The 14,966-nt window shown below is 71.2% G+C and carries 14 protein-coding genes; 2 read left to right on the top strand and 12 right to left on the bottom strand.

The window, feature by feature from the left end; all coding sequences use genetic code 11:
* The first annotated feature begins 60 nt into the window (after nucleotides 1-60).
* Together ACFYYN_RS17585 and ACFYYN_RS17580 are read left to right on the top strand one after the other, a co-directional pair.
* The gene (locus ACFYYN_RS17585; RefSeq protein WP_500546512.1) at nucleotides 61-885 is read left to right on the top strand and encodes a peptidylprolyl isomerase; all 825 of its coding nucleotides are present in this window, start codon (nucleotides 61-63) and stop codon (nucleotides 883-885) included.
* 220 nt (nucleotides 886-1,105) lie between these two features.
* The gene (locus ACFYYN_RS17580) at nucleotides 1,106-2,335 is read left to right on the top strand and encodes a DUF349 domain-containing protein (RefSeq protein WP_500436434.1); all 1,230 of its coding nucleotides are present in this window, start codon (nucleotides 1,106-1,108) and stop codon (nucleotides 2,333-2,335) included.
* Between the two features lie 76 nt (nucleotides 2,336-2,411).
* On the opposite strand, the gene ACFYYN_RS17575 is transcribed toward ACFYYN_RS17580, so the two are convergent.
* From ACFYYN_RS17575 to ACFYYN_RS17520, 12 genes are all read right to left on the bottom strand, one after another.
* Entirely contained in the window at nucleotides 2,412-4,964 is a 2,553-nt protein-coding gene (locus ACFYYN_RS17575) for a RelA/SpoT family protein (protein WP_500546511.1), read from the bottom strand.
* Nucleotides 4,965-5,200: 236 nt separating this feature from the next.
* Nucleotides 5,201-5,761 (bottom strand): adenine phosphoribosyltransferase, encoded by a 561-nt coding sequence (locus ACFYYN_RS17570; protein WP_499510796.1) that lies wholly within the window; start codon nucleotides 5,759-5,761, stop codon nucleotides 5,201-5,203.
* 55 nt (nucleotides 5,762-5,816) lie between these two features.
* Nucleotides 5,817-6,956 carry a protein translocase subunit SecF gene (gene secF / locus ACFYYN_RS17565; RefSeq protein ID WP_500324436.1) on the bottom strand — a complete coding sequence of 380 codons (1,140 nt, stop codon included), beginning with the start codon at nucleotides 6,954-6,956 and terminating at the stop codon, nucleotides 5,817-5,819.
* Complete coding sequence (gene secD / locus ACFYYN_RS17560) at nucleotides 6,956-8,716, bottom strand: protein translocase subunit SecD (protein WP_500546510.1); 1,761 nt, start codon at nucleotides 8,714-8,716, stop codon at nucleotides 6,956-6,958. Before secD ends, secF begins: the two co-directional genes overlap by 1 nt.
* 105 nt (nucleotides 8,717-8,821) lie before the next feature.
* On the bottom strand, nucleotides 8,822-9,247 hold the full coding sequence (gene yajC / locus ACFYYN_RS17555) for a preprotein translocase subunit YajC (RefSeq protein ID WP_500324439.1): 426 nt from the start codon (nucleotides 9,245-9,247) through the stop codon (nucleotides 8,822-8,824).
* Nucleotides 9,248-9,408: 161 nt separating this feature from the next.
* Nucleotides 9,409-10,473, bottom strand: a complete 1,065-nt coding sequence (gene ruvB / locus ACFYYN_RS17550; RefSeq protein WP_500324441.1) for a Holliday junction branch migration DNA helicase RuvB — start codon at nucleotides 10,471-10,473, stop codon at nucleotides 9,409-9,411.
* A 31-nt stretch (nucleotides 10,474-10,504) separates the two neighbouring features.
* Nucleotides 10,505-11,119 carry a Holliday junction branch migration protein RuvA gene (gene ruvA, locus ACFYYN_RS17545; protein ID WP_500546508.1) on the bottom strand — a complete coding sequence of 205 codons (615 nt, stop codon included), beginning with the start codon at nucleotides 11,117-11,119 and terminating at the stop codon, nucleotides 10,505-10,507.
* A complete protein-coding gene (gene ruvC, locus ACFYYN_RS17540) occupies nucleotides 11,116-11,646 on the bottom strand; it encodes a crossover junction endodeoxyribonuclease RuvC (protein WP_499510802.1) in 531 nt (176 codons plus the stop codon). Before ruvC ends, ruvA begins: the two co-directional genes overlap by 4 nt.
* Nucleotides 11,647-11,782: 136 nt before the next feature.
* Entirely contained in the window at nucleotides 11,783-12,535 is a 753-nt protein-coding gene (locus tag ACFYYN_RS17535; protein ID WP_499510803.1) for a YebC/PmpR family DNA-binding transcriptional regulator, read from the bottom strand.
* Nucleotides 12,536-12,596: 61 nt separating this feature from the next.
* Complete coding sequence (pdxT, locus tag ACFYYN_RS17530) at nucleotides 12,597-13,196, bottom strand: pyridoxal 5'-phosphate synthase glutaminase subunit PdxT (RefSeq protein ID WP_500546507.1); 600 nt, start codon at nucleotides 13,194-13,196, stop codon at nucleotides 12,597-12,599.
* 85 nt (nucleotides 13,197-13,281) lie between these two features.
* Nucleotides 13,282-14,196, bottom strand: coding sequence for a pyridoxal 5'-phosphate synthase lyase subunit PdxS (gene pdxS, locus ACFYYN_RS17525; protein WP_500324446.1), 915 nt, complete (start codon nucleotides 14,194-14,196; stop codon nucleotides 13,282-13,284).
* 148 nt (nucleotides 14,197-14,344) lie between these two features.
* The gene (locus tag ACFYYN_RS17520; protein ID WP_500324448.1) at nucleotides 14,345-14,902 is read right to left on the bottom strand and encodes a LemA family protein; all 558 of its coding nucleotides are present in this window, start codon (nucleotides 14,900-14,902) and stop codon (nucleotides 14,345-14,347) included.
* Nucleotides 14,903-14,966 lie beyond the last annotated feature (64 nt).

Below are 14,966 nucleotides of genomic sequence, written 5' to 3'. Positions count from 1 at the left end.
CGGCGGCGAACGTTTGTCACATTCGGACGCGACGAGCAGAACGCATCGGGAGACGGCTCAGTGGTCACCAAGGATCAGCGGCGGCGCCAGCTCGCCCGGGAGAAGTTCGAACGGCAGCACGACCGCCGTGTGCAGGCCCACCGGAAGACCGTACGGCGCAACGCGGTGGTCGCCGCCGTGCTCGCCGTGGTCCTGGCGGCGGGCGCCACGGCCTGGGCGGCCGGCGCCTTCGGTTCGGACCCCAAGAAGGACGACGCCGCCGCCGCGGGCGCCTCCCCCACCCCCGCGGAGACGAGCAAGGCGCCCGACCCGTGCGCCAAGCCCGCCGCGGGCAGCCCCGGCACGGAGCAGTGGAAGAAGGAGCCCGCGGTCACCGTCGACACCGCGGCGAAGTACACCTTCGCGCTGCAGACGACCTGTGGCGACATCGCGCTGGACCTCGACGCGAAGAACGCCCCGCACACGGTCAACTCCTTCGCGTTCCTGGCCGGCAAGGGCTACTTCGACCACACGAAGTGCCACCGGCTCACCACCAGCGGCATCTACGTGCTGCAGTGCGGCGATCCGACGGCCCAGGGCAGCGGCGGCCCCGGCTACACCATCCCGGACGAGAACCTGAAGGCGAAGGAGATCGCCGGGGGCACGTACCCGGCGGGCACGGTCGCCATGGCCAACACCGGCCAGGCGCACACCGGCGGCAGCCAGTTCTTCCTGGTCTACAAGGACAGCCCGCTGCCGCCGAACTACAGCCCGTTCGGGACGATCAGCGCGGCCGGCATGAAGGTGCTGGACAAGATCGCGGCCGCGGGCGAGTCGACCGGTGCCGGTGACGGCGCCCCGAACGCCACCGTGGTGATCAACAAGGCGACGGTCGGGAAGTCCTGACCGCCGCGTCCCGCACCCGCAGGTGAATTTCGCGGGTGCGGGATGCGGACAGCCGGGGCACCGGTCGCCTATGTTGGCGTTGTGTAGGGTGCCTGCTCCGACGGCTGCACCATGGATGTGAGCGGACCGTCGGACCGGTCAGGGCACGGCCCGGCCGAATGGAACTGTGGACGATGCCCGCGAGCCGTACAGCGGCCGGGCATCACGTGGAGGAGGCGCTGTGAGCAGCGACCCGTGGGGCCGCGTCGACGAGACGGGGACCGTGTACGTGCGTACGGCCGATGGCGAGCGTGAAGTCGGCTCGTGGCAGGCAGGCTCCCCTGAGGAGGCGCTCGCCTACTTCGAGCGGAAATACGAGGGCCTCGTCGTCGAGATCGGCCTCCTCGAACGCCGGGTGAAGACCACCGACCTGTCCCCCAAGGACGCGTTGACCGCCATCGATCACCTGCGCGCCACGGTGACCGAGGCCCACGCCGTGGGAGACCTGGAAGCCCTCGCCAAGCGGCTGGACGCGCTGACCGACCAGGTCGACGCGCGCCGCGAGGAGCGCAAGGTCGCCAAGGCCAAGGCCTCCGAGGAGGCCAAGACGGCCAAGGAGGACCTGGTCACCGAGGCCGAGCAGCTGGCGCAGAGCGAGCAGTGGCGGGCCGCCGGTGAGCGGCTGCGTGCCCTGGTCGACATCTGGAAGGGCCTGCCCCGGCTGGACCGCAAGACCGACGACGAGCTGTGGCACCGCTTCAGCCACGCCCGTTCGGTCTTCTCCAAGCGGCGCAAGGCCCACTTCGCGGCGCTCGACTCGCAGCGCGAGGACGCCCGCCGGCGCAAGGAGAAGCTGGTGGAGGAGGCGCAGGCGCTGTCCGGCTCCACCGACTGGGGTCCCACGGCGGCGCGCTACCGCGAGCTGATGACCGACTGGAAGGCCGCCGGCCGCGCCCAGCGCGAGGCGGAGGAGGACCTGTGGAACCGCTTCCGCGGCGCCCAGGACGTCTTCTTCGCGGCCCGCTCCGAGGTCTTCGCCGAGCGCGACACCGAGCAGCGCGAGAACCTCACGCTGAAGGAGGAGCTGGCCATCGAGGCCGAGAAGCTGCTCCCGGTCACCGACCTGAAGGCGGCGCGCGCCGCCTTCCGCGGCATCAACGAGCGCTGGGAGGCGATCGGCCACGTGCCGCGCGACGCCCGGCCGCGCATCGAGGGCCGCATGCACGCGGTGGAGCGCTCCATCCAGGAGGCCGAGGAGGCCGAGTGGCGCCGCACCAACCCCGAGGCGCGGGCGCGTGCCGCGGGCCTGACCGGGGCGCTCCAGGCGGCCGTCGACAAGTTGCGCGAGCAGATCGAGGCGGCGCGGGCGGCGGGGAACACCTCCAAGGCCGACAAGCTGCAGCGGGAACTGGACGGGCGGCAGGCGCTGCTCGACCAGGCGCTCAAGTCCCTGGACGAGTTCGGCGGCTGAGGCTCGGCTGACCACGAAGGACGAAGGGCCCGTACGCGAGGCGTACGGGCCTTTCTGCGTGCTTCCCCGCGCCGTGTCAGCGCTGGCGCGCCGACGTCACCCGGTACACGTCGTAGACGCCCTCGACGCCGCGCACGGCCTTCAGGACGTGCCCGAGGTGCTTGGGGTCGCCCATCTCGAAGGTGAAGCGCGAGGTGGCCACCCGGTCGCGGGAGGTCTGGACGGCGGCGGACAGGATGTTGACGTGCTGGTCGGACAGGACACGCGTGACGTCCGACAGCAGACGGGACCGGTCCAGCGCCTCGACCTGGATGGCGACCAGGAAGACCGAGGACTGGGTCGGCGCCCACTCGACGTCGATGATCCGCTCGGGCTGCTGCGAGAGCGACTCGACGTTCACGCAGTCGGCCCGGTGCACGGAGACGCCGTTGCCGCGGGTGACGAAGCCGATGATCGGGTCGCCCGGCACCGGGGTGCAGCAGCGGGACAGCTTGACCCAGACGTCCTTCTCGCCCTTGACGATGACACCCGGGTCGGCGGCCGAGCGGCGCTTGGTACGGCTGCGCGACGGGGTCGTGACCTCGGCGATGTCCTCGGTCGCGCCCTCCTCACCGCCCAGGGCCTCGACGAGCTTGTGCACGACGGACTGCGCGGTGATGTGCCCCTCGCCGATCGCCGCGTAGAGCGCGGAGATGTCGGGGTAGCGCATCTCGTGGGCGAGCGTGACGAGCGAGTCGCCGGTGAGCACCCGCTGGATCGGCAGGTTCTGCTTGCGCATCGCCCGCGCGATGGCTTCCTTGCCCTGCTCGACGGCCTCCTCGCGGCGCTCCTTGGAGAACCAGGCGCGGATCTTGTTGCGGGCGCGCGGGGACTTGACGAAGCCGAGCCAGTCGCGGGACGGGCCGGCGCCCGCCGCCTTGGAGGTGAAGACCTCCACGGTGTCGCCGTTGTCGAGGGTCGACTCCAGCGGCACCAGGCGGCCGTTGACCCGCGCCCCTATCGTGCGGTGGCCGACCTCGGTGTGGACGGCGTACGCGAAGTCGACGGGGGTCGCGCCGGCGGGCAGCGCGATGACATCACCCTTGGGGGTGAAGACGAAGACCTCGTTGCGGGACAGGTCGAAGCGCAGCGACTCCAGGAACTCGCCCGGGTCCTCCGTCTCCTTCTGCCAGTCGAGCAACTGCCGCAGCCACGCCATGTCGTTGACGGCGTCGTCCTTCTTGGCGGACTTCGGGCTGTCGGTGCGCACCTTGGAGGCGCCGGCGACGGCCTCCTGCTTGTACTTCCAGTGCGCCGCGATGCCGTACTCGGCGCGGCGGTGCATGTCGAAGGTGCGGATCTGGATCTCGACCGGCTTGCCGCTGGGCCCGATGACCGTCGTGTGGAGCGACTGGTACATGTTGAACTTGGGCATCGCGATGTAGTCCTTGAACCGCCCCGGCACCGGGTTCCACCGCGCGTGGATGGTGCCCAGCGCCGCGTAGCAGTCGCGGACGGTGTCGACCAGGACGCGGATGCCCACCAGGTCGTAGATCTCGGCGAAGTCCCGGCCCCGCACGATCATCTTCTGGTAGACGCTGTAGTAGTGCTTGGGGCGGCCGGTGACGGTCGCCTTGATGCGGGCGGCGCGCAGGTCCTGCTGCACCTGGTCGGTGACGACCGCCAGGTACTCGTCCCGCTTGGGGGCGCGCTCGGCGACCAGCCGGACGATCTCGTCGTACATCTTGGGGTAGAGGATCGCGAACGCGAGGTCCTCCAGCTCCCACTTGATGGTGTTCATGCCCAACCGGTGCGCCAGCGGGGCGTAGATCTCCAGCGTCTCGCGGGCCTTCTTCTCCTGCTTCTCCCGCTTGAGGTAACGCATGGTGCGCATGTTGTGCAGGCGGTCCGCGAGCTTGATGACCAGCACGCGCGGGTCCTTCGCCATGGCGACGACCATCTTGCGCACCGTCTCGGCCTGCGCGGCCTCGCCGAACTTGACCTTGTCCAGCTTGGTGACGCCGTCCACCAGCAGCGCGACGGAGTCGCCGAAGTCGCGGCGCAGCGCGTCCAGGCCGTACTCGGTGTCCTCGACGGTGTCGTGCAGCAGCCCGGCCATCAGCGTCGCCGGGTCCATGCCCAGCTCGGCCAGGATCGTCGTGACCGCCAGCGGGTGGGTGATGTACGGGTCGCCGCTCTTGCGCTTCTGGCCGCGGTGCCAGCGCTCGGCGACCTGGTAGGCGCGCTCGATCTGGCGCAGCTGCGACGTGTCGCCCTTGGGGTCGTTGCTGCGGACTATGCGCAGCAGGGGCTCCAGGACCGGGTTGTACGGGCTGGAACGCTGGACGCCGAGCCGGGCGAGACGGGCGCGGACACGGTTGGAGGAGGTGGCGGGCCGGTTCGGGGCCACGCTCCCGGGAGTGCGTACGGGCCGGGCGGCGGGGGTCGCCGGGGCGGCGGGAGCGGGCCCTGCGGCCTTGCTCTCCGCGGGTGCGGCGGGCGCGACGGGAGGAGCCGCGGAGAGGGCAGCCGCCTGCTTCCCGTCTGCGGTCGTCGTCGGCTGAGCCTGCCTGGCCTCTTCTTGCAAGGGCACTCCTTCTGGTCCCCTCCCGGCCGGAGACGGGCGAGGAGGGAGGTTCCGAGACACCATGGTAGCGATGTGACCGGGTGGACCGCGTCCCGTCCGCCCCGTGGACCCCCCGCAACGCCCGGAGGCGGGCCCCGCACCGCTTCCGGGCCGGGAGCCCGCCTCCCGCCGTAGAGCCGCCGACGGGCTGGTCAGGCCCTCGGCGCCCGCGGTCGTCCCGGCATCCCCGCGTCCCCGCATCCGGACATGCGTGTGGCGCCGGAGCCGGGACTCGGGCGCCACACGTCGGAGAAGGGTGCTCAGACCGCGATCAGTGCCTCCAGGGGGGCACCGCCCAGGGACCGGGCGAGGCGGGCGCGCCCGCCGAGGAAGCCCAGTTCCAGGAGGACCGCGACACCGGCGACGTCGGCGCCGGTGCGGCGGATCAGCTCCAGGGACGCCTCCGCCGTGCCGCCGGTGGCGAGCACGTCGTCGATGACCAGGACCCGGTCACCGGCCGAGAAGGCGTCCTGGTGGACCTCGATCTCGGCGGTGCCGTACTCCAGCTCGTACGCCTGGCCCAGCGTCGCCCCGGGCAGCTTGCCCGCCTTGCGCACGGGCACGAACCCGAGCCCGGCGCGGGCGGCCGCCGGGGCGGCGAGGATGAACCCGCGCGCCTCGAGGCCGACGACCTTGTCGGCGCCGTGCCGGGCACAGAGCCCGGCCAGGGCGTCGATCAGCGCGTTGAACGCCGCGGGGTCGGCCAGCAGCGGGGTGATGTCCTTGAACGTCACGCCCGGCTTCGGGTGGTCGGGCACGTCCCGTATGCGGCTGAGCAGCAGGCTGCGCAGCCCTTCCGGGGTGGCGTCCGCGATGGTCATCGGTGGTGTTCCTCGGTCCTTCGTCGCTGCGACTCGTCGAACGTCCGCTGCGTCCTCAGCGGCGCTTGCCGGAGGGACGGTTGCGGCTGCGGTTGCGGGCCGGCTGGTTGCGCTGGCCGCCGACGACGGCGGCACCCGCGTGGGTGTCGTCCTCCGCCGGTCCGCCGTCCTCGTCGGCGGGGATCCCGTCCTGCGGCTCGTCCACGCCGTCCTCGCCGCGGCGGGCGTCGGCGGCGCGCTTGGCGAGCACGCGCTTGCGCAGCGCCTTCATCTCCGGGGCGCGCTCCTTGAGGTCCGCGACCAGCGGGGTCGCGATGAAGATCGAGGAGTACGCACCGGCGGTGAGGCCGACGAAGAGCGACAGGGCGATGTCGTTGAGCATGCCCGCGCCGAGCAGACCGCCGCCGACGAAGAGCAGGCCCGCCACCGGGAGCAGCGCCACGACCGTGGTGTTGATCGAACGCACCAGGGTCTGGTTGAGGCTGCGGTTGGCCAGCTCGCTGTACGTGTAGCGGTTCTGCTTGGTGATGTCCTTGGTGGACTCCTTCAGACCGTCGAAGACGACGACGGTGTCGTAGAGGGAGTAACCGAGGACCGTCAGCAGGCCGATCACGGTGCCCGGGGTGACCTCGAAGCCCACGATGGCGTAGACGCCGATGGTGATCGTGAGGTCGTGGATCAGGGCGATCAGCGCGGCCACGGCCTTGCGCCACTCGAAGGCGATCGCCAGGTAGATCGTCACCAGGACCATGAAGATCACCAGGCCCTGGAAGGCCTTCTTGGAGATCTCGTCGCCCCAGCTCGGACCGATGATCTGCGGGTCGATGTCCGCCGACTTGACGTTCAGGTCCTCGGCGATCTCGCCCTGGATCTTCTTCGCCTCGGTGAGCGAGATGTCGCTGATCTGGACGCGGACGGCGCCGGTGCCGAGCTTCTGCACGATGGCCTGGTGGCCACCGGTGTTGCCGGCGATCTTGTCCTGGACCTGGCTGACCGACATCTCGGTCTTCGGGGTCGTGAAGACCGCGCCGCCGGAGAACTCGATGCCGAGCTTGAGGCCGTTGACGGCGAGACCGACGATCGCCGCGATGGTGATCAGGATCGAGACGCCGTACCAGAGCTTGCGCTTGCCGACGAAGTCGTAGGCGATCTCGCCTCGGTGCAGGCGGTGCCCGAGGTTGCCGAGCCGGGACATCAGGCCTCCTTGACGTCGGTACGGGCCGCGGGGCGGCGAGTGCGGCGCAGCGGGGGGTTGACGCCCAGGGCACGCGGGTCGAGCCCGGACCAGGGGTGTCCGCTGGCGTAGAACTTCTTGCGGGCCAGGATCGTCATCAGCGGCTTGGTGAAGAGGAACACCACGGCCACGTCGAGCAGCGTCGTCAGACCCAGGGTGAAGGCGAAGCCCTGCACCTTGCCGACCGAGACGACGAAGAGCACGGCGGCCGACAGGAACGACACGAAGTCCGAGACGAGGATCGTGCGGCGGGCGCGCGGCCAGCCACGGGCCACGGCCGGCTGCAGGGAGCGGCCCTCGCGCAGCTCGTCACGGATGCGTTCGAAGAAGACGATGAACGAGTCCGCGGTGATGCCGATGGCCACGATGGCGCCGCAGACCGCCGGCAGGTTCAGTGCGAAGCCGATGGCCGGGCCGAGCAGCGTCATGATCTCGTAGGTGAGGATCGCCGAGACGATGAGGCTCAGGATCGCCACGAAGCTCAGGCCGCGGTAGTAGGCGACCAGGTAGAGCACGACCAGGGCGAGGCCGACGCCGCCGGCGATGAGGCCGCCGTGCAGCTGCTCGCCGCCGACCGCCGCCGAGACCTTGGTGACGTCCGACTTGTCGAAGGTGAGCGGCAGGGAGCCGTAGGACAGGACGTTCGCCAGGTCCTGGGAGCTCTCCTGGGTGAAGCTGCCGTAGATCTCGGCGCTTCCGCTCAGGGTCTGGTTCACCGAGGGGGCGGAGACGACCTCGTTGTCCAGCACGATCGCGAACTGGTTGTTCGGCGGCTGCTGCTGGGACAGCTGCGAGGTGATCTTCGAGAAGGCCTTGGAGCCGGTGCCGTCGAAGTTCAGGGTGACGACCCAGCCGTTGCCGCCCTGGGTGTCGAACTGCGCGGCGGCCTTGCTGACGTTCTTGCCGTCGACCGCGGCCGGACCGAGGGCGTACTTGGCGCCGCCGTCCTGGCTGCACGCGACGATCTTGTCGGTCGGCTTGGCCTTGAGGTTCAGGTTGGCGCGCGTCTTCGCGTCGGAGCAGTCCAGCGCGGCGAGCTTCGCCTGCAGGTCCTCCGGGATGGAGGTGTCCAGCGTGCTCCCGGGGGCCGCGGCGCTCGCCGAAGGCGTCGGGGTCGGCGAGGGCGAGCCCGAAGCGGAGGCGGACGGCGTCGACGAGGCCTTCAGCGCGTCGGTGACGGCGCGGCCCTGCGTCGAGGCGCTCGCGGACGGGGAGCCGGAGACCTTGGCGCCGGTGGAGGCGCTCGCGGACGGCGAGGCCGGGGACGAGGGCGAGCCCGAGGGGCTGGCGCCGGGCGACTCCGACGCCGCCGGGGCGTTGGCCACCTCGGCGAGCACCGGGCGGAAGTAGAGCTGGGCCGTGGTGCCGACCTGCTGCTCGGCCTGCGCGGCGTTGGTGCCCTTGGGGATGTTGACGATGATGTTCCGGTCGCCCTGGATCTGGCTTTCGGCTTCCGAGACACCAAGACCGTTGACACGCCGGTCGATGATCGCCTTGGCGGTGTCCATGTTGGTCTTGTTGATCGCGCCGGCCTGGTCGCTCTTGGCCGTCAGCGTGATGCTCGTACCGCCGGCGAGGTCGATGCCCAGCCGGGGGGTGGTGTGGCCGGAGAGGAACATCCCTCCGGTAAGCGCCACGATGGCCAGCAGGATCACTGCCAGCGCCCGCCCGGGGTATCCCTGGCTCGCCGAGGGCTTACGGCCCCTCTTCGGTGCTGCCACCTTCTCGATTCTCCCTGTCCAACCGCCCTGCGGACCTGCGCGCGCAGCAGGGCGGCACGATGAGTAGTACGGACTTGCCGAACCTGAAACGTACCGGCCGGGCCGTTACTTCTTGTCGGTGCCGTCCGTCTTGGAGGCGTCCTCGGTCACGCCCTCGTCGGCGGTCTTGCTCAGGTCGACGTGCTCGTCGGCCTTCTCGACGTCCTCGACGTCCTCGGCGTCGTGCGCCTCGAGCTCGGGCTCCGGGTCGATGCCGTGGACGACACGGTCGTACTCGGCCTGGTCGAGGACAGCGGCGATGGCGTTCTTCGCGAAGTGCGCGTGGACGCCGTCGGCCAGCTCCAGCAGGACCGTGTCCTCGTTGACCTCCTTGACGACGGCGTACATGCCGCCGATCGTCCGGACGCCCGAGCCGGGGGACATCTGGTCACGCATCTGCGTGGCCTGGCGCTGACGGTTCTTCGCGGAACGGGTCATCAGCAGCATGACACCGATGATCAGGACGAAAGGCAGGATTTGAACCAGATTCATGGTGTCTTGACGATCCTTCGCACGGCCGCTGGGGCCTGGTCTACGGGATTGTGGGTGTCGGTCCCGGAGGCACGACGTCGGCGGAGTCTAAGCGTTCGTTCGCCGGTGGAACAACGCCAAGCATTACACCGAGGTTCCTGCGGCGGCGAGTCTCCCCGCCGTCAAGGGCCGAACAGCCCGTCTTGCCCGGGTCCGCCGCCCTGTGGCGGCACGAGTCCAAGGTGTGCCCAGGCAGCGGGAGTGGCGACGCGGCCACGGGGTGTGCGCGCCAGGAGCCCCTCGCGCACCAGGAACGGCTCGGCCACCTCCTCCACCGTCTCCCGCTCCTCCCCCACGGCCACCGCCAGTGTCGACAGCCCCACCGGGCCGCCGCCGAAGAGCCCCAGCAGGGCCTGCAGCACGGCGCGGTCCAGCCGGTCCAGGCCGCGGCCGTCGACCTCGTACACGTCCAGTGCCCGGGCGGCGACCTCGCGCGTGACCACGCCGTCGACCTTCACCTGCGCGAAGTCCCGTACGCGGCGCAGGAGTCGGTTGGCGATGCGCGGGGTGCCGCGGGAGCGGCCGGCGATCTCCGCGGCCCCCTCGGGCTCGATCTCGACGTCCAGCAGGCGCGCGGAGCGGTGGATGACCCGCTCCAGCTCGGCCGGGGCGTAGAACTCCATGTGGCCGGTGAAGCCGAAGCGGTCGCGCAGCGGCGGCGGCAGCAGACCGGCCCGGGTCGTGGCGCCGACCAGGGTGAACGGGGGCAGCTCGAGGGGGATGGCGGTGGCGCCGGGTCCCTTGCCGACGATGACGTCGACCCGGAAGTCCTCCATCGCCATGTAGAGCATCTCCTCGGCGGGCCGGGACATCCGGTGGATCTCGTCGAGGAAGAGCACCTCGCCCTCGGCGAGGGAGGAGAGGATCGCCGCGAGGTCCCCGGCGTGCTGGATGGCGGGGCCGGAGGTGATCCGGATCGGGGCGCCCATCTCGGCCGCGATGATCATCGACAGGGTCGTCTTGCCGAGCCCGGGGGCGCCGGAGAGCAGCACGTGGTCCGCGGTGCCGCCCCGCTGGCGCGCGGCCTTCAGCACCAGGTCGAGCTGCTCGCGGACCCGCTCCTGGCCGACGAACTCCTCCAGCGCCTTGGGCCGCAGCGCCGCCTCGACGGCCTGGTCCTCGCCGTCTGCGGCAGCGCCTACGAGACGGTCGGCGGTGGTCGGTACGGACTCGTCGTCCCAGTTCACTTCGGTGCGCCTTACGCTCGGCGGGCTACGGTCAGCGGGCTCGGTTCAGGGTCTGCAGGGCGGCCCGCAGGAGGGCGCCGACCTGCGGCTCGGCGCTCGCCTCCGCCTGCGGCGTCACCGCGGCCACGGCCTCCTCCGCCTCGCGCGGCTGGTAGCCCAGGCCGATCAGCGCGGCGTGCAGCTGCTCCCGCCAGGAGGCGGGCCCTGCGGCCACCGCGGGGCGTGCGACGCCCGCCGCGCCCACGGGGGCGCCGAGGCGGTCCCTCAGCTCCAGCAGCAGCCGCTGGGCGCCCTTCTTGCCGATGCCCGGGACGGCGGTCAGGGCCTTCTCGTCGCCGGTGGCGACGGCCGTGCGCAGCGCGTCGGGACTGTGCACCGCGAGCATGGCCTGGGCGAGCCGGGGACCGACGCCGCTGGCGGTCTGCAGCAGTTCGAAGACCTGGCGCTCGTCGTCGTCGGCGAAGCCGTAGAGGGTGAGGGAGTCCTCGCGGACGACGAGGGAGGTGGCGAGCCGGGCCTGCTCCCCCAGGCGCAGCGATGCCAGGGTGCCCGGGGAGCACTGGACGGCCATGCCGATGCCACTGACCTCGATCACCGCGATGTCCGGGGCGAGGGCGGCGACGGGCCCGCTGACGAAGGCGATCATGTGCTGGGCTCCTGGGTTCGTGCTCGGGCGACGGCCTGCTGGAGGCGGTTGGTCGCGGTGCCGCGCCAGATGTGACAGATGGCGAGCGCCAGCGCGTCGGCGGCGTCGGCGGGCTTCGGTGGGGCGTCGAGCCGCAGCAGCCGGGTGACCATGGCACCGACCTGCGCCTTGTCGGCCCGGCCGCTGCCGGTGACGGCGGCCTTGACCTCGCTGGGGGTGTGCAGGTGGACGGGCAGGCCGCGGCGGGAGGCGCAGAGCATGGCGACGGCGCTGGCCTGGGCCGTGCCCATCACGGTGCGCACGTTGTGCTGGCTGAACACCCGTTCCACGGCGACGGCTTGGGGCGCGTACTCGTCCAGCCAGGCCTCTATGCCGCGCTCGATCAGCACCAGGCGATGGCCGATGTCGGCCTCCGCCGGGGTGCGGACGACCCCGACGCCGGCCATGCGCAGCGGCTTGCCGGGGGCACCGTCCACCACGCCCACGCCGCAGCGGGTCAGCCCCGGGTCCACACCCAGCACACGCACCGCGCCCCTCCCTCCCTCGGACAGCCGTTCAAGCGGCCCCTGGAGGCTATCGGGTGCCACCGACAACGACGGCGGCCCGGTGGGGGTGTGTCCTCCCCACGGGCCGCCGTCCTGCCGTACGTCCTGCCGGACCGGATCAGGCCTCGACCTTCTCCATGATCTCGTCGGAGACGTCGAAGTTGGCGAAGACGTTCTGCACGTCGTCGCTGTCCTCGAGCGCGTCGATGAGCTTGAAGATCTTGCGCGCGCCCTCCTCGTCCAGTTCCACCTGCATGGTGGGGACGAAGTTGGCCTCGGCGGAGTCGTAGTCGATGCCCGCGTCCTGGAGCGCCGAGCGCACCGCGACGAGGTCGGTCGCCTCGCTGAGCACCTCGAAGGACTCACCGAGGTCGTTGACCTCCTCGGCGCCCGCGTCCAGGACCGCGCCGAGCACGTCGTCCTCGTTGAGCTCGCCCTTGGGGACGATCACGACGCCCTTGCGGTTGAACAGGTAGGACACCGAGCCGGGGTCGGCCATGGAGCCGCCGTTGCGGGTCATGGCGACGCGCACGTCGGAGGCGGCGCGGTTGCGGTTGTCGGTGAGGCACTCGATGAGCACCGCGACACCGTTGGGGCCGTAGCCCTCGTACATGATCGTCTCGTAGTCGGCACCGCCCGCCTCGAGCCCGGCACCGCGCTTGACCGCGCTGTCGATGTTCTTGTTGGGCACCGAGCTCTTCTTCGCCTTCTGGATGGCGTCGAAGAGGGTCGGGTTACCGGAGATGTCGGCGCCGCCCGCGCGGGCGGCGACCTCGATGTTCTTGATCAGCTTCGCGAAGAGCTTGCCGCGCTTGGCGTCGATCACGGCCTTCTTGTGCTTCGTCGTAGCCCATTTAGAGTGGCCGGACATCAGCCTGTCTCCTTCACGTCACCGATTGCTTCACGAACACTGCGATCCTACCGGGATCACCTCACCGGGCGGCGCGCACCATGTCGACGAAGTACCGGTGCACCCGGTGGTCCCCGGTCAGTTCGGGGTGGAACGAGGTGGCCAGGAGGTTGCCCTGGCGCACGGCGACGATCGTTCCGTCGTCGAGCCGGGCCAGCGTGGCGACCCCGCTGCCGGTGGACTCGACCCAGGGTGCGCGGATGAAGACGCCCTCGACCGGGCCGCCTTCCACGCCCTCGACCTCGACCGCGGTCTCGAAGGACTCGTTCTGCCGGCCGAAGGCGTTGCGGCGCACGATCATGTCGATCCCGCCGAAGGTCTCCTGGTCGTCCCTGCCGTCCAGGATCTTGTCGGCGAGCATGATCATCCCGGCGCAGGTGCCGTAGACCGGAAGCCCGTCCCGGATGCGGTCGCGCAGCGGTTCCATCATGCCGAAGAGCGTGGCGAGCTTGGACATCGTGGTCGACTCGCCGCCCGGGACCACCAGACCGTCCACCTCGGCCAGTTCCTCGGGCCGCCGCACGGGGCGGGCCAGGGCGTCGGCCTCGGCGAGCGCGACCAGGTGCTCGCGGACGTCGCCCTGCAGGGCGAGGACTCCGATGGTCGGGGTGCTGCTGGACACGGGCTGGGACCTTCCGGAACGTCGGGTGGGGCAACGGACGATGGGCAGGCCGTCGCCGGCCTGCCCATCACGGGGCGTGGGGCGCCTACCAGCCGCGGTTGGCGTAGCGCTCGGCCTCGGGGAGGGTGTCGCAGTTGATGCCGACCATGGCCTCGCCCAGGTTGCGGGAGGCGTCCGCGATGATCTTGGGGTCGTCGTAGAAGGTGGTGGCCTTCACGATGGCGGCGGCCCGCTTGGCGGGGTCGCCGGACTTGAAGATGCCGGAGCCGACGAAGACGCCCTCGGCGCCGAGCTGGCGCATCAGCGCCGCGTCGGCAGGGGTGGCGACACCGCCCGCGGAGAACAGCACGACCGGCAGCTTGCCGAGCTCGGCGACCTCCTTCACGAGCTCGTACGGGGCGCGCAGCTCCTTGGCGGCGGCGTACAGCTCGTGGTTGTCGTAGCCGCGCAGGCGGGCGATCTCGTTCTTGATCTGGCGCAGGTGGCGGACGGCCTCGACCACGTTGCCGGTGCCGGCCTCGCCCTTGGAGCGGATCATGGCCGCGCCCTCGGCGATGCGGCGCAGGGCCTCGCCCAGGTTGGTGGCGCCGCAGACGAAGGGCGTGGTGAAGGCCCACTTGTCGGAGTGGTTGACCTCGTCGGCCGGGGTGAGCACCTCGGACTCGTCGATGTAGTCGACGCCGAGCGACTGCAGGACCTGGGCCTCGACGAAGTGGCCGATGCGGGACTTGGCCATCACCGGGATCGAGACGGCGTCGATGATGCCCTCGATCATGTCCGGGTCGGACATGCGGGCCACGCCGCCGTCCTTGCGGATGTCGGCGGGGACCCGCTCCAGCGCCATGACGGCGACGGCGCCCGCGTCCTCGGCGATCTTGGCCTGCTCGGGGGTGACGACGTCCATGATCACGCCGCCCTTGAGCTGCTCGGCCATACCGCGCTTGACGCGGGCGGTGCCGGTCTCGGGGGACTCGGGGGTGCTGGGAAGCGTGGTGGACACGGGGACCTCACTCGGAGACTCAACTGCAGGGTCACGGCAGCCCACGGCGTCTGCGGGCCTCCTCACGGACGGCCGACGGAACACCGATGGTTGCTCTGTGTTTCATGGTGGACCGCACGAAGTGGACCGCAAAAGGGCCAATCGCTCCTCAGTGGCCTGCCACGCCCTCCGCGGTCAGGACGACCGGGGGCTCGTCGTCCATCTCGAACGTCACCGGCTGCGCCGCGTGCCCGGCGAGCCGGAACCAGCGCACCTTGCGGTGCTCGCGCAGCGCCCTGGCGGCGCGCACGGCGTCGTTGTGGAAGCGCCGCGCCATCGGCACCCGGCGCACCGCCTGGGTGAGCTCGCGCGCGGCCTCGTCGCCGCCGGGGGCGGCCCGGACGGCGTCGACCGCGTCGGACTCGGCGAAGACCGCGCGCAGCGCCTGGCTCAGTTCGCTCTCGGCCACCTCGCGCTGTTCGTCCAGGGCCTGCCGGGCGGAGTGCGCGGCCTCGTAGAGCACGATGCTCGCCGCCGGGTCCAGCACCCCCGCGGTGGCCAGCTCCTGGGCCACGGAGGCCCTGCGCAGCAACTGCGCGTCCAGCGCGGCCCGGGCCGCGTCGATACGGGCGTGCAGGCGGTCCAGCCGGCCCGCGGTCCAGCTCAGGTAGAGGCCGACGGCGACCAGCGCCACGGCGACCCAGATGAAGGTGGTCACGGGCCGCAAGGCTACCGGTGCGCCCGGTGCGGCCCACCGGGCGGCGGACCGCGTCGGGACGCCGACGGCGGGC

It is taken from the genome of Streptomyces sp. NPDC001902, assembly GCF_042891295.1.
In the GTDB taxonomy this organism is placed as follows: Bacteria; Actinomycetota; Actinomycetes; order Streptomycetales; family Streptomycetaceae; genus Actinacidiphila.
This window is presented reverse-complemented; position numbering and strand designations above follow the sequence as displayed.

What these genes read in the sequence shown, in the direction of transcription:
- ACFYYN_RS17535 (WP_499510803.1), bottom strand. Translation starts at nt 12,535, where the DNA reads ATGTCCGGCCACTCTAAATGGGCTACGACGAAGCACAAGAAGGCCGTG.
- ACFYYN_RS17575 (WP_500546511.1), bottom strand. Translation starts at nt 4,964, where the DNA reads ATGGTGTCTCGGAACCTCCCTCCTCGCCCGTCTCCGGCCGGGAGGGGA.
- secF (WP_500324436.1), bottom strand. Translation starts at nt 6,956, where the DNA reads ATGTCCCGGCTCGGCAACCTCGGGCACCGCCTGCACCGAGGCGAGATC.
- ruvA (WP_500546508.1), bottom strand. Translation starts at nt 11,119, where the DNA reads ATGATCGCCTTCGTCAGCGGGCCCGTCGCCGCCCTCGCCCCGGACATC.
- ACFYYN_RS17570 (WP_499510796.1), bottom strand. Translation starts at nt 5,761, where the DNA reads ATGACCATCGCGGACGCCACCCCGGAAGGGCTGCGCAGCCTGCTGCTC.
- yajC (WP_500324439.1), bottom strand. Translation starts at nt 9,247, where the DNA reads ATGAATCTGGTTCAAATCCTGCCTTTCGTCCTGATCATCGGTGTCATG.